Below are 13,491 nucleotides of genomic sequence, written 5' to 3' on the forward strand. Positions count from 1 at the left end.
GTTTCAAAGTGAAACTGCCCGGCGCTGCCATTTAGGAGTGAATGTAATGCCAAAGATGAAAACTAAGTCGGGTGCGGCAAAACGCTTCAAAGCGTTAGCTAACGGCGGTATTAAGCGCGGTCAAGCGTTTAAGCGCCACATCCTTACCAAGAAAACCACCAAGAACAAGCGTCAATTGCGTGGCACGCTGATGGTTGATGCAACCAACATGCGTTCTGTGCGCGCCATGTTGCCCTACGCATAAAGGAGAATTTAAATGCCAAGAGTAAAACGTGGTGTCACCGCGCGTGCGCGTCATAAAAAGATCATTGTTCAAGCCAAAGGCTACCGTGGTCGTCGTAAGAACGTTTACCGTGTAGCTAAGCAAGCGGTAATGAAAGCGGGTCAGTATGCTTACCGCGATCGTCGTCAGCGGAAGCGTCAATTCCGTTCATTGTGGATTGCGCGTATCAATGCGGCTGCACGTCAGTGCGGTATGCGTTACAGCGTATTCATGAATGGTCTGAAAAAAGCTGAAATCGTGCTGGATCGTAAGGTGTTGGCTGATTTGGCTGTGTTTGACAAACCTGCATTTGCATTATTGGCTGAACAGGCTAAAGCAAAACTGGCTAGTTAAATCAGTGGCTAGCAAAAAAGGAGGCCGCTGGCCTCCTTTTTTGTTTGCTCCGCGTGTTGGTGCTGACTTATCTTAAGCGAAATTTCCGGCCGGTGTTGCGGCGGTGAATTTTATTAAGCTAAATCAGTATTTTGTATCCAGAGTCGATAATATATTCACATGGAAAATTTAGAGCAAATTGTTGCCAGTGCACAAGCCGAATTTGCCACGGTGACGCAAGCTGCTGAGTTAGAGCAGATCAAGGCGCGTTATTTGGGTAAAACCGGTTTGATGACCGAGCAAATGAAGCAATTGGGTAAATTGCCCGCCGAGCAGCGTCCGGCAGCGGGTAGCCTGATTAATCAGGCTAAGGAACAAATCCAGATCGCACTTGAGGCGCGCCGTACTGCGTTAAAAGAAGCTGAGCTGGCGTCAAGGCTGGCGGCTGAGACGCTGGATGTGACCTTGCCGGGACGCGGCATGGCGATGGGTGGCTTGCATCCGGTTACGCGTACGCTGGCGCGCATCGAATCCATATTTCGCTCTATCGGCTTTGACGTTGCACAAGGCCCGGAAATCGAAACGGATTTCTATAATTTTACCGCGCTGAACATTCCCGAAAATCACCCGGCACGTGCGATGCACGATACGTTTTATATCGATGAGCAGCATGTGTTACGCACCCATACCTCACCGGTGCAAGTGCACTACATGGAAAATAATGCGCCACCCCTCAAGATAATCGCACCTGGTCGCGTGTATCGCGTCGATTCGGATGCTACCCATTCTCCTATGTTCCATCAGGTAGAGGGGTTGTGGGTGGATGAGGATGTCAGCTTCGCGAATCTGAAGGGTGTCGTGCAGGATTTCTTGCAACGCTTCTTTGAACGTGATGATTTGAAAGTGCGCTTCCGTCCTTCGTTTTTCCCGTTCACTGAGCCTTCCGCAGAAATGGATATGAGCTGGGGCGATGGCTGGCTGGAGATTGGCGGTTGTGGCATGGTGCATCCTAATGTGCTTGGTCACGTCAATATTGATAGCGAAAAATACTTGGGCTTTGCTTTCGGTCTTGGCGTCGAACGCCTGGCGATGCTGCGCTACGGAGTCGATGATTTGCGCTTGTTCTTCGCCAATGATGTGCGGTTTTTGAAGCAGTTTAATTGATCGATCTATTATGAAATTCTCTGAACTGTGGTTGCGTAGTTATGTGAATCCACCTATGGACAGCGCGGCGTTGTCGCATCTGTTGACAATGGCAGGGCTGGAAGTAGAGGAAATGGCGCCGGTGGCGGCTGATTTCAACGGTATTGTGGTCGGGCATGTGGTGTCGGTAGCCCCCCATCCGGATGCAGATCGCCTGCGGGTGTGTGTAGTGGATGCTGGTACGGGTGCTCATTTGCAGATTGTGTGCGGCGCTGCCAATGTGAGTGCAGGCGTACGTGTGCCATGTGCAATGGTCGGGGCAAAGCTGCCTGGGTTTGAGATTAAAAAAGCCAAGCTGCGTGGCGTGGAATCGTTGGGCATGTTGTGTTCTGCACGCGAGCTGGGTATGGCTGAGGAAGCTGACGGGTTGCTGTTGCTGCCGGATGACGCGCCGATTGGGCAGGATATTCGCGACTATCTGCGGTTAAATGATCATGTGCTTACGCTAAAGCTCACGCCGAATCGCAGTGATTGCCTCAGTGTCATGGGGATTGCACGTGAAGTTGCGGCTTTGACAGGCAGTGAGCTGATGGCGCCGGAAGTGGCGGTGGCGCCAGTTGTGACGTCAGTTGTGCCGGATATCCGGGTTGCCGCTACTGAGGCGTGCCCGCGTTATTGCGGTCAGATAATCAGCGGCCTGAATCCGCAAGCAGTGACGCCTGATTGGATGGCGGAGCGTTTGCTGAGAAGTGGCTTGCGCAGTCTGGGCGCGGTTGTGGATATTACCAACTACGTCATGCTGGAGACAGGGCAACCACTGCATGCGTTTGATCTTGCTAAAGTGTCGGGTGCGATCGATGTGCGTATGGCGCAAGCTGGCGAATCGCTGGTTTTGCTCAATGAGCAAACGGTCAGGCTGGATGACGATATGCTGGTGATTGCCGACCAGTCGGGTGTGTTGGCCCTGGCTGGCATTATGGGTGGCATTGCCAGCGGAGTGAGCGACGGTACAACTGAAATTTTGCTGGAGTCGGCTTTTTTCCATCCTGATTATATTGCTGGACGTGCGCGTCGCCTGGGGTTGTCTACCGATGCATCGCATCGTTTTGAGCGTGGTGTTGACTTTGCGGCGACGCAAAACGCACTGGCGCGCGCCGCGCAATTGATCGTAGAGATTTGCGGTGGTAATGCGAGCGCGGTTACCGAGGTGCTGCATGAATTGCCGGTACGTGCGGCAATACGCCTGCGCCCGGCGCGTGTCAGCAAGGTATTGGGTATTCCTTTCAGTCATGCGGATGTGGGCCAGTGGTTGCAACGTCTGCAATTTGAATTTGCCGAGGATGGTGACGCCTATCGCGTTACGCCACCAAGTTACCGGTTTGATCTGACCATAGAGGTCGACTTGATTGAGGAGTTGGCGCGTCTCTTTGGCTATGACAATATTCCGCCGATTGCACCTGTTGCTAATTTAAATATGTTGCCGCAGTCGGAACAACAGCGTCCGATAGATCGCTTGCGCGATATCCTGGTGGTGCGCGATTATCAGGAAGTGATAACTTACAGTTTTGTAGATGCGGCATGGGAAGCAGCGCTTGCACCCGGAATTCAGCCGGTACTATTAAAAAATCCAATCGCCAGCCAAATGAGTGTGATGCGCTCGACGTTATGGGGTGGTTTGATTGATGTGTTAAAAACCAATCTGAACCGGCGGCAAACCCGGGTGCGTATCATGGAAGTGGGCAGTTGTTTTCTGTCTGCAGGGCATGGTTATGCTCAGCCGTTGCGCATAGCTGGTTTGGCATTTGGAGATGTGGCTCCTGAGCAGTGGGGAATGCCCGCCCGCGTGGTCGATTATTATGATGTAAAAGCGGATCTGGAAGCCTTGTGCTGGCCACAGGTATTAACTTTCAGGGCGGACGCACATGCTGCTATGCACCCGGGGCAGTGTGCTTCCGTGTCGCTGAATGGGGTTGATATCGGTTGGTTGGGGGCGTTGCACCCAGCCTTGGTGCAGCAATGGGATTTGCCGTCGGCGCCTGTGATGTTTGAGTTGGCGCTGGATGCTTTGTTGCTCAGAGATTTGCCAAAGCATGGTGAGATTTCCCGTTTTCAGGGGGTGCGGCGTGATCTGGCCGTGATAGTGTCGCAAGAAGTCGCTGCACAAGCCTTACTAGATGCCATGCATTCTGCTAGAATAGCGGGCATAGCCGAGATCGCGTTGTTTGACGTGTATCGTGGCAAAGGTATTGATTCTGATAAAAAAAGTCTTGCTTTCCGAGTGCTGATGCAAGACAATCAAAAGACGTTTACAGATAGTGAAGTCGATGCGGTTATGGCGCAACTGACTGAGCTGCTACAACAAAAATTTAACGCGCAATTACGTTCCTGAGGTAGTAATGACCCTGACTAAAGCAGAATTGGCTGACTTGTTATTTGAAGAAGTCGGCCTGAATAAACGAGAAGCTAAAGATATGGTAGAAGCGTTTTTCGACGAAATTCGTACCGCATTGGAAGCCGGGGATATAGTGAAGTTATCCGGTTTTGGCAATTTTCAATTGCGGGATAAGCCTCAGCGCCCCGGACGTAACCCTAAAACTGGCGAAGATATGCCAATTAGCGCACGTCGTGTGGTGACCTTTCACCCAAGCAATAAACTGAAAACTCTGGTCGAAGTGACGTATGGCGGATCACCAGCCAACTAGCGAGTTACCGCCGATACCGGCGAAACGTTACTTCACCATTGGTGAGGTCGGTGAGCTATGCGCGGTCAAACCGCATGTATTGCGTTACTGGGAACAGGAATTTACCCAGCTTAAGCCGGTAAAGCGCCGTGGTAATCGTCGCTATTATCAGCATCATGAAGTTTTGCTGATAAGACGGATTCGTGAACTGCTGTACGAACAGGGGTTCACTATCAGTGGTGCGCGTCATCGCCTCGAAGAAAGCAATGGTGTGTCCATTATTGTCGAGCAGGTAGAAGCGGCGCCAGCACCCGTTGACTATTCAGCGTTGCGTCAAGAGATCACCGAAATCATTCAGGTGCTCAAAATATAGTTTTGCTACTTTAGCTGGTGCGCTGCTTCTGCTATAATTGCCCGCTTCGGGGCGTAGCGCAGCCTGGTAGCGTACATGCATGGGGTGCATGTGGTCGGAGGTTCAAATCCTCTCGCCCCGACCAACCAAACTTTCTCTAGTTTGATTTAAAATAATTATCAACGGGAACAATGATCGTCTTTATATGCGCATTTTATTGAGCAACGATGACGGATATTTTGCCCCCGGTCTGGCTGTCCTAGCCGAAACCTTATCCAGTATTGCTGAAATTACTGTTGTTGCACCTGAGCGCGATCGAAGTGGGGCGAGTAATTCGCTAACACTGGATCGTCCTTTGATGTTGCGTCAGGCTGCTTCAGGATTTTACTACGTCAATGGAACGCCGACGGATTGCGTGCATCTGGCCGTGACAGGAATGCTCGATCACCTGCCGGATATGGTGATTTCCGGTATTAATCATGGTGCCAACATGGGCGATGATACGGTGTATTCGGGTACGGTGGCAGCGGCAACCGAGGGCTTTCTACTCGGCGTGCCATCTATCGCTGTGTCTTTGACCAGTTTTGCTGGTGGCAATTATCCAACCGCGGCACGTGTTGTTCTGGAGCTGGTTCAGCGCATGATGTCTAATGCAATAGCTGCCCCCGTGTTGCTTAACGTTAATGTGCCTGATGTGCCTTATGAGGCGTTGCAGGGTATGAGCGTGACGCGCTTGGGCCGGCGTCATAAAGCTGAACCGGTGGTTAAGTCGACCAATCCGCGTGGCCAAACCGTATACTGGGTAGGTGCTGCTGGTGCGGCACAGGATTCGGGCGAGGGTACGGATTTTCATGCCATCGCACAGCAACGGGTGTCGGTGACGCCATTGCAGATCGACTTAACGCATTATCAGCAACTGGATTTAGTGCAAGGATGGTTGGCGACATGAGCCTGCAAAAGCATCGTGGTATAGGTATGACTTCGGAGCGTACACGTTCGCGCATGATAGAACGTTTGCGTGAGCAGGGTATCAAGGATACAAGTGTACTGGCGGCCATGTCGCTGGTTCCCCGCCATTTGTTTGTCAGTGAGGCTTTGGCAATCAGAGCTTATGAAGACACAGCGTTACCTATCGGCTTCGGTCAGACGATTTCTCATCCGTATAGTGTCGCCCGCATGGTTGAAGTGCTGCGTAACGGCAAGGATATGCAGCGGGTGCTGGAAGTGGGTGGCGGCTGCGGATATCAGGCCGTCGTATTGTCAAAACTGGCGCGCGAGGTTTATTCGATAGAGCGGATAGCAACGCTGCTGGGCCAGGCGCGGCGCACAGTACGAGAGCTGCGTATCGCTAATATCAAACTGAAACATGGTGATGGTAATGTCGGTCTGGCCGATGTTGCTCCGTTCGACGGTATTATCCTTGCCGCAGCTACCCCGGAGCCACCGCCTGCATTATTGGCGCAACTTGCCGTGGGCGGACGCATGGTACTGCCGCGCGGAATGGGCGATAGCCAGCAAATGGTGTTGATAGAGCGGCATGAAGATGCCTATCAGGAAACTGTATTGGAGATGGTGCACTTTGTGCCGTTACTACCGGGGGTGGCTTAATGATGCGTTGCTGTTGGGTACTGGGTGCATTGTTGGCTTTGGCAGGCTGCAGCACGACGCGTGTCGCACCTGTGGTCGATATGACAAGTACCAAAACAGCGGTAGTGAAGCGCATTGCCCCTCCTGTTAGTGGCAAGGTGCGTGACTGGCGTCCGGCGAGCCATGATGTACAGAAAGGCGAGACCTTATATAGCATCGCGCTGGAGTATGGTCTGGATTACCGTGAATTGGCGGTCTGGAATAATCTGCTGGATGTGAATCGCATATTTGTCGGCCAGTCCCTGCGCTTGACGCCGCCAGAATCGCTTGCCAAGCCGGATGACAGCAAAGTCCAGGCTGTCGCACTCAAGTCGCCGGCAATCGCCACCAAGTCGCTAGTCGAGCCACTCAGTATTACCCAACCCCAGGCTATCAAGCTACCTTACTCAACATCTGCAGTAACCCGGTTGTCCATTCCTGAAGTGCAGGAACCTTTAAAATCCGTGGTGTCGAAACCGGTGACGACGATAGCTTCAGCACCTGTTGAACCGGTAGTGAAACCGGTGGCTGTTGCTGATAAACCAGCGCCTGCTGTACAGAAAGAGCCTGCGGCAAAAGAGTCTGATGATGTTGCTTTGGACTGGTCATGGCCGACCAACGGACGGGTTATTACTGAATTCAGTGAGGCAAAAGCCAGTAAAGGCATAGATATTAGCGGTAGTCGTGGCCAGCCGGTTATTGCGGCTGCGGCAGGAAAAGTGGTTTACAGTGGCGCAGGTTTGCGCGGATATGGAAAGTTAGTCATTATCAAACATAATGCGATGTATTTATCCGCTTATGCACATAATCAACAGGTGTTGGTGAAAGAAGGGCAAGCGATAAGTCGAGGGCAAAAAATCGCCGAGATGGGCGACAGTGACGCAGAGCAAGTGGAATTGCATTTCGAGATAAGGCAAATGGGTAAGCCAGTTGATCCTTTGAAATACCTACCAGAGGTTACAAAATGACTGATATGGATGGAAATGATGCAGATGAATTATCAACGTCATCTGATGAAATGCTTGTTGAACCGGATTTGATAGAATCGTTATTGCTGGATGATATGCATGCGGATGTCACGCAAATGTATCTGCATGACATCGGGCACAATGCATTGTTAAACGCCGAAGATGAACGTGCCCTCACCGAAAAAATCGTTCTCGGCGATTTTGAGGCGCGACAGAAAATGATCGTGTGCAATTTGCGGTTGGTAGTTAATATTGCCAAACGCTACAGTCATCGCGGCATGGCTTTGCTGGATCTGATTGAAGAAGGAAATCTGGGCCTGATGCATGCGCTGGAAAAATTTGATCCGGCGCGTGGATTTCGCTTCTCGACTTATGCGACATGGTGGATACGCCAATCCATAGAGCGCTCCATCATGAATCAGTCGCGTACCATTCGTTTGCCAGTGCATATCGTCAAGGCGATAAATGTCGTGCTGCGGGCGCGTTACCATTTGGCTCAACATGGTGCTGCTGAGGTAAGTGAAGATGATATTGCCCATTTGGTGGACTTGCCTGTTGATGAAGTAAGGCAAATGTTGCGCCTGAATGACAGGCTGCTATCACTGGATGCGCCGCTGGATATTGATGCTGATCTGTCCATGGGCGATTCGCTGGTCGATGAGCATAGCGAGTTGCCGGAACAGATGATGGCGCAAGCGGAAACGCTCAGCTTCATCACCGAATGGCTGGGCCAGTTAAGTGATAAACAGCGTTGGGTAATCGAGCGGCGTTTCGGGCTCAATGATCAGGAAGTGCAGACGCTGGAACAGTTGGCGAACGATCTTGATATCAGCCGTGAACGCGTGCGCCAGATACAGAGTGAAGCATTGCAGTTGTTGCGTAAAACCCTGCGCCGTCTGGGTATGGATAGAGACGCTTTCCTGGAATGAGCGCATTGAATTGGTCGGAAATCGACACCGTACTGCTGGATATGGATGGTACGTTGCTGGATTTGCATTTTGATAATTATTTCTGGCGACAGCATCTGCCGCTCTGCTATGCGCGGCAACATGGCGTATCTGTCACCGAGGCTGTTGCCCACGTGACTGAGCTGTCAGGTCGCCATCAAGGTAGTCTGCAATGGTATTGTCTGGATTTCTGGCGACAGGCGCTGAATATGGATGTTGTCGCGCTTAAGCGCGAAGTGCAGCATCTGATTGCAGTCCGGCATGAGGTGGAGGCATTCCTGATTGCATTGCGTCAATCAGGGAAAAAAATCATATTAGTGACTAATGCGCATCAGGATAGTTTGGCGCTGAAGATGCATTGCACAGCATTAACGCCATATTTTGATCTGATGATTACTTCGCACCAACTGGGCCTGGCCAAAGAGCAAGCCGGGTTTTGGGAACGGCTGCATACGTTACTGCCTTTCCAGCCTGAACGTACTGTATTGTTTGATGATAGTTTGCCAGTTTTGCGCAACGCGCAAACTTACGGCATTCGCCATTTGCGCAGCATTCATCAGCCGGATAGCCAGTCCCCGCCACAGGATGTGGCCGGTTTTATGGCGATAACCGGATTCGGTGAGGTGATGCCGGTTTAGTTTGTTAGCATGATGCCGACGACGACACGGCGACCTTCAGCAACCAGAATGTTATATGTGCGGCAGGCAGCCTTGGTATCCATGACCTCCAGTCCTATGCCTGCATTAGCAAGTGCGGCAGTAATGCGAGGGTGGGGAAATTGCAGTCGGTTACCTGTACCTAGCAGCGCGATTTCCGGCTGCTGAGCAATAAATGATTCGAAATGCTGCGGCTGCAATGCAGCAAAATCACTGACCTGCCAGTCGTGCAGAATGGCATCGGGAGTGACTAGTAAACTGCGTTGCTCATAGCGTTCGCCATTGATGAGGACGTAATCATCACCATATCCGGTGAATAAATTGAGTCCTTCGGGTTGGGTCAGATGAAATTTCAAAACAGTCTCCAATTGCGGCAAGCGCATACAGTCGAGTAAGATTATACATTTTGGCACCTTGACGACCAAGCCTGTCTGTAAGGTTTGGGTTTTAGGATAAATATTCGTGATGACGGAAGAGGCGCTAATGCTGCGACCAGTAAAAAAATCGACCAAGCTGGATAACGTGTGTTATGACATTCGTGGTCCGGTGTTGGCGCGTGCCAAGCAGATGGAGGACGAAGGGCAGCGGATTATCAAGCTGAATATTGGTAACCCTGCGCCATTTGGTTTTGAGGCGCCGGAAGAAATCGTGCAGGACGTGATTGTAAACCTGCCCAATGCCTCCGGCTACACCGATTCCAAGGGCTTGTTTGCGGCACGCAAGGCAATTATGCATTACACCCAGAGCAAAGGTATTGCCGGGGTGCAAATCGACGATATCATCATTGGTAATGGTGCTTCCGAACTGATAGTGCTGTCTATGCAGGCGTTGCTCAACAGCGGCGATGAAGTGCTGGTGCCGGCGCCGGATTACCCATTATGGACAGCCGCAGTCACTCTGGCGGGCGGTACGCCGCGGCATTATATCTGTGACGAGAGTGCTGACTGGATGCCGGATCTGGATGATATCCGCGCCAAAATTACGCCGAATACGCGCGCGATCGTCATTATTAACCCGAATAATCCAACCGGTGCGTTATACACGCCGGAAATTCTGGAAGGGATACTGACCATTGCGCGGCAATATCAGTTGATAGTCTATGCCGACGAGATTTATGACAAAGTGCTTTACGACGAGCATGAGCATGTCTCGATCGCCTCCATGGCAGAGGATGTGCTGTGTGTGACCTTGAACGGCTTGTCGAAGAACTATCGCGCCTGTGGTTACCGTGCGGGCTGGATGGTGATTTCGGGTGACAAACGGCATGCGCTGGACTATATCGAAGGTCTGAACATGTTGGCCTCGATGCGTTTATGTTCCAACGTGCCTGGCCAGTATGCGATTCAGACTGCGCTAGGTGGTTATCAGAGTATTGTTGATCTGGTAGCGCCGGAGGGTCGCCTGACCCGGCAGCGTAATCTGGCCTGGGAACTGCTGACGGCGATTCCGGGGGTGACTTGCGTCAAGCCACAGGCGGCATTGTACATGTTCCCGCGGCTGGATCCGAAAATGTATCCGATCGAAGATGATCAGAAATTCATACTGGGCCTGCTGGAAGAAGAGCGTGTGCTCATTGTGCAGGGCACCGGTTTTAACTGGCCGCTACCGGACCATTTCCGTGTAGTGATATTGCCGCATGAAGACGAGTTGCGCGAAGCGATAGGGCGGATTGCGCGCTATCTGGAACGGTATCGTAAATTACATGGTAGTTATATAGATTAAGTGGAAAAAAATAATATGAAACCAATGAATGTAGGTTTGTTAGGCCTGGGCACGGTGGGCGGCGGAACATTGACAGTATTGCGCCGCAACGCGGCAGAAATTACCCGTCGTGCCGGACGCGAGATCCGGGTGACCATGGCGGCAGTGCGTGATCTGGAAAAAGCGCAGGCATTCGCGTCGCCGGATTTGCAGCTGACCGACAATCCGTTTGCGATTGTGGATAATCCGGAAATCGACATCGTGGTGGAGATGATAGGCGGCGAATCGCCAGCTAAAGAGCTCATCCTGATGGCAATAGAAAATGGCAAGCATGTGGTAACTGCCAACAAGGCGCTTATCGCCAATCACGGTACCGAGATTTTTGCTGCCGCGCAACGCAAAGGCGTGATGGTCGCGTTTGAAGCCGCGGTGGGTGGTGGTATTCCTATCATCAAGGCGATACGTGAAGGCTTGACCGCAAACCGTATCGAATGGATCGCGGGCATCATCAATGGCACCACCAACTTTATCCTTACCGAAATGCGCGATAAGGGTTCCGATTTCGGCGATGTGCTCAAGGAAGCGCAACGCCTCGGCTATGCAGAAGCGGATCCAACCTTTGACGTGGAAGGGGTGGATGCAGCACATAAGCTGACGATCATGTCGGCGATTGCGTTCGGTACCCCGGTGCAATTCAAGCGGGCATACATCGAAGGTATCACCAAGCTGACCGGCGACGATGTCAAATATGCCGAGCAGTTAGGTTACCGCATCAAATTGCTGGGCATCACCAAGCGCACGCCGCAAGGCATAGAGTTACGCGTGCATCCGGCGCTGATCCCGGCACGGCGCTTGATTGCCAACGTCGATGGCGCGATGAATGCGGTGCTGGTCAAAGGTGACGCGGTGGGTGTTACCATGTATTACGGTGCAGGTGCAGGGGCTGAGCCAACGGCATCCTCTGTGGTGGCTGATCTGGTCGATGTGACGCGCATGCATACGGCGGATCCACATAGCCGTGTGCCGCATCTGGCATTCCAGCCGGACACGCTGTCGGATGAGCCTATTCTGGCGATGGATGATGTGCGTACCTCGTACTACTTGCGGTTGCGTGCCTTTGATAAGCCGGGTGTGCTTGCCGATGTGACGCGGATACTGGCGGATCTGGATATTTCCATCGATGCGATGATGCAGAAAGAACCGCAGGAAGGTCAGGAACTGGTGGATATCATCATACTGACGCATCAGAGCGTGGAAAAGAATGTGAATGCGGCTATGCTGAAAATTGAAGCATTGCCGGCAATTTCTGGCAAGATAGCCCGTATTCGTCTGGAAGAACTGAACAAATAAGCAGTTGGAATATCCCTAAAGGTTAAAGCTATGGTCATGCGTTATATCAGCACTCGCGGCGATTCCCCCGCGCAAACATTCACCGAGATTTTGCTGGGTGGTCTGGCGCCGGATGGCGGATTGTATCTGCCGGAGACGTATCCGCAGTTCGGTGCAGCAGAGTTATCGGCGATGCGCGGCATGAATTATCGTGAACTGGCGTTTGCTGTGCTATCGCGTTTTGCTGATGACATACCGGCAGAAGACTTGCGCGCCATCATAGATAAAACGTACACCGCTGAGGTGTATTGCAATGCACGTAGTGATGAATCTGCGGCGGATATCACGCCTTTGCATACGCTGGAGCCTGGCTTGCATTTGTTGTGCTTGTCTAACGGCCCGACGCTGGCATTTAAAGATATGGCCATGCAGTTGCTGGGGAATCTGTTTGAGTATGTGTTGAATCGCGCCGGTCAGGATATCAATATTCTTGGCGCGACTTCGGGCGATACCGGTTCAGCGGCAGAATACGCCATGCGTGGTAAACGCGGCATCCAGGTGTTCATGTTATCCCCGCATAACAAAATGAGCCGGTTCCAGACCGCACAGATGTTCTCGCTGCAGGATAAGAATATTCACAATATCGCAGTCAACGGTGTGTTCGATGATTGCCAGGATATCGTCAAGGCGGTATCGAATGATCATGCCTTTAAAGCGCAATACAAGATAGGTGCGGTCAACTCCATCAACTGGGGTCGTGTTGCTGCGCAAGTTGTTTACTACTTTAAAGGTTATTTTGCTGCGACGCACAGCAATGATCAGCACGTCAGTTTTTCCGTGCCTTCGGGTAACTTCGGCAACGTGTGTGCAGGCCATATTGCGCGGATGATGGGCTTGCCGATCAAACACCTGATCGTAGCGACTAATGAAAACGATGTGCTGGATGAGTTTTTTAAAACTGGTGCTTACCGTCCGCGGGTATCGGCGCGTACTTATCACACTAGCAGCCCGTCCATGGATATCTCCAAGGCATCTAACTTTGAGCGTTTTGTCGCCGATCTGATTGGTCGTGATGGTGAAAAATTGCGTGAGCTATGGGCTGCAGTAGAGCAAGGCGGTAGTTTTGATCTGAATGCAGAGGGCGTATTTGCCAAAGTGGCGGATTATGGCATGGTGTCTGGTTCAAGTAATCACGCCAACCGTATGGAAACCATACGCGACACCTGGGAAAAATATGGTGTTATGATCGATACGCACACGGCAGATGGTTTGAAGGTCGGTCTGGAATATTTTGAACCGGGCGTGCCGATGATCGTCCTGGAAACGGCTTTGCCTGCCAAATTTGAAGAGGCAATTCAGGAAGCGTTGGGCCGTGCGCCTGAGCGGCCTGCCAGCATGGTTAATCTGGAAGATTTGCCGCAGCGCTATACTGTGATGGACGCAGATGTCGAAGCCGTGAAACAATTTGTGGTGTCACACTTGAACGATTGAGT

Annotated in this window: 15 protein-coding genes and 1 tRNA gene; 15 read left to right on the forward strand and 1 reads right to left on the reverse strand. The window is 51.8% G+C overall.

The window, feature by feature from the left end:
• The first annotated feature begins 46 nt into the window (after positions 1 to 46).
• The 12 genes from rpmI to yrfG all read left to right on the forward strand — a co-directional run bounded on the left by rpmI (position 47) and on the right by yrfG (position 8,950).
• A complete protein-coding gene (rpmI, locus tag EJE49_RS09930; RefSeq protein ID WP_124950363.1) occupies positions 47 to 244 on the forward strand; it encodes a 50S ribosomal protein L35 in 198 nt (65 codons plus the stop codon).
• Positions 245 to 256: 12 nt separating this feature from the next.
• Positions 257 to 616 (forward strand): 50S ribosomal protein L20, encoded by a 360-nt coding sequence (gene rplT / locus EJE49_RS09935; protein ID WP_124950365.1) that lies wholly within the window; start codon positions 257 to 259, stop codon positions 614 to 616.
• 159 nt (positions 617 to 775) lie between these two features.
• Entirely contained in the window at positions 776 to 1,759 is a 984-nt protein-coding gene (gene pheS, locus EJE49_RS09940) for a phenylalanine--tRNA ligase subunit alpha (protein ID WP_124950367.1), read from the forward strand.
• Positions 1,760 to 1,769: 10 nt separating this feature from the next.
• Entirely contained in the window at positions 1,770 to 4,127 is a 2,358-nt protein-coding gene (gene pheT / locus EJE49_RS09945) for a phenylalanine--tRNA ligase subunit beta (protein WP_124950369.1), read from the forward strand.
• A gap of 7 nt (positions 4,128 to 4,134) precedes the next feature.
• On the forward strand, positions 4,135 to 4,440 hold the full coding sequence (locus tag EJE49_RS09950; RefSeq protein WP_087446235.1) for an integration host factor subunit alpha: 306 nt from the start codon (positions 4,135 to 4,137) through the stop codon (positions 4,438 to 4,440).
• Positions 4,418 to 4,792 carry a MerR family transcriptional regulator gene (locus EJE49_RS09955; protein ID WP_124950371.1) on the forward strand — a complete coding sequence of 125 codons (375 nt, stop codon included), beginning with the start codon at positions 4,418 to 4,420 and terminating at the stop codon, positions 4,790 to 4,792. The genes EJE49_RS09950 and EJE49_RS09955 overlap by 23 nt, the downstream gene beginning before the upstream one ends.
• A 47-nt stretch (positions 4,793 to 4,839) precedes the next feature.
• Positions 4,840 to 4,916, forward strand: a tRNA-Pro gene (locus tag EJE49_RS09960).
• 60 nt (positions 4,917 to 4,976) lie between these two features.
• A complete protein-coding gene (gene surE, locus EJE49_RS09965) occupies positions 4,977 to 5,720 on the forward strand; it encodes a 5'/3'-nucleotidase SurE (protein ID WP_124950373.1) in 744 nt (247 codons plus the stop codon).
• Positions 5,717 to 6,379 (forward strand): protein-L-isoaspartate(D-aspartate) O-methyltransferase, encoded by a 663-nt coding sequence (locus tag EJE49_RS09970; protein ID WP_124950375.1) that lies wholly within the window; start codon positions 5,717 to 5,719, stop codon positions 6,377 to 6,379. Before surE ends, EJE49_RS09970 begins: the two co-directional genes overlap by 4 nt.
• Complete coding sequence (locus tag EJE49_RS09975; protein ID WP_124950377.1) at positions 6,379 to 7,365, forward strand: peptidoglycan DD-metalloendopeptidase family protein; 987 nt, start codon at positions 6,379 to 6,381, stop codon at positions 7,363 to 7,365. Before EJE49_RS09970 ends, EJE49_RS09975 begins: the two co-directional genes overlap by 1 nt.
• Positions 7,362 to 8,294 carry an RNA polymerase sigma factor RpoS gene (rpoS, locus tag EJE49_RS09980; RefSeq protein WP_124950379.1) on the forward strand — a complete coding sequence of 311 codons (933 nt, stop codon included), beginning with the start codon at positions 7,362 to 7,364 and terminating at the stop codon, positions 8,292 to 8,294. Before EJE49_RS09975 ends, rpoS begins: the two co-directional genes overlap by 4 nt.
• Positions 8,291 to 8,950, forward strand: a complete 660-nt coding sequence (gene yrfG / locus EJE49_RS09985) for a GMP/IMP nucleotidase (protein ID WP_124950381.1) — start codon at positions 8,291 to 8,293, stop codon at positions 8,948 to 8,950. The genes rpoS and yrfG overlap by 4 nt, the downstream gene beginning before the upstream one ends.
• Here yrfG and EJE49_RS09990 read toward each other — a convergent pair.
• Positions 8,947 to 9,324, reverse strand: coding sequence for an Mth938-like domain-containing protein (locus EJE49_RS09990; protein WP_223246911.1), 378 nt, complete (start codon positions 9,322 to 9,324; stop codon positions 8,947 to 8,949). The genes yrfG and EJE49_RS09990 overlap by 4 nt on opposite strands.
• Before the next feature lie 127 nt (positions 9,325 to 9,451).
• Between EJE49_RS09990 and EJE49_RS09995 the strand changes: the two genes are divergently transcribed.
• The 3 genes from EJE49_RS09995 to thrC are packed head-to-tail and all read left to right on the forward strand — an operon-like array spanning position 9,452 to position 13,489.
• On the forward strand, positions 9,452 to 10,690 hold the full coding sequence (locus EJE49_RS09995) for a pyridoxal phosphate-dependent aminotransferase (protein WP_275540755.1): 1,239 nt from the start codon (positions 9,452 to 9,454) through the stop codon (positions 10,688 to 10,690).
• Positions 10,691 to 10,705: 15 nt separating this feature from the next.
• Positions 10,706 to 12,019 carry a homoserine dehydrogenase gene (locus tag EJE49_RS10000; protein WP_124950385.1) on the forward strand — a complete coding sequence of 438 codons (1,314 nt, stop codon included), beginning with the start codon at positions 10,706 to 10,708 and terminating at the stop codon, positions 12,017 to 12,019.
• Positions 12,020 to 12,055: 36 nt separating this feature from the next.
• Positions 12,056 to 13,489 carry a threonine synthase gene (thrC, locus tag EJE49_RS10005; RefSeq protein WP_124950387.1) on the forward strand — a complete coding sequence of 478 codons (1,434 nt, stop codon included), beginning with the start codon at positions 12,056 to 12,058 and terminating at the stop codon, positions 13,487 to 13,489.
• Positions 13,490 to 13,491: the final 2 nt, after the last annotated feature.

It is taken from the genome of Sulfuriferula thiophila (assembly GCF_003864975.1).
In the GTDB taxonomy this organism is placed as follows: domain Bacteria; phylum Pseudomonadota; class Gammaproteobacteria; order Burkholderiales; family Sulfuriferulaceae; genus Sulfuriferula; species Sulfuriferula thiophila.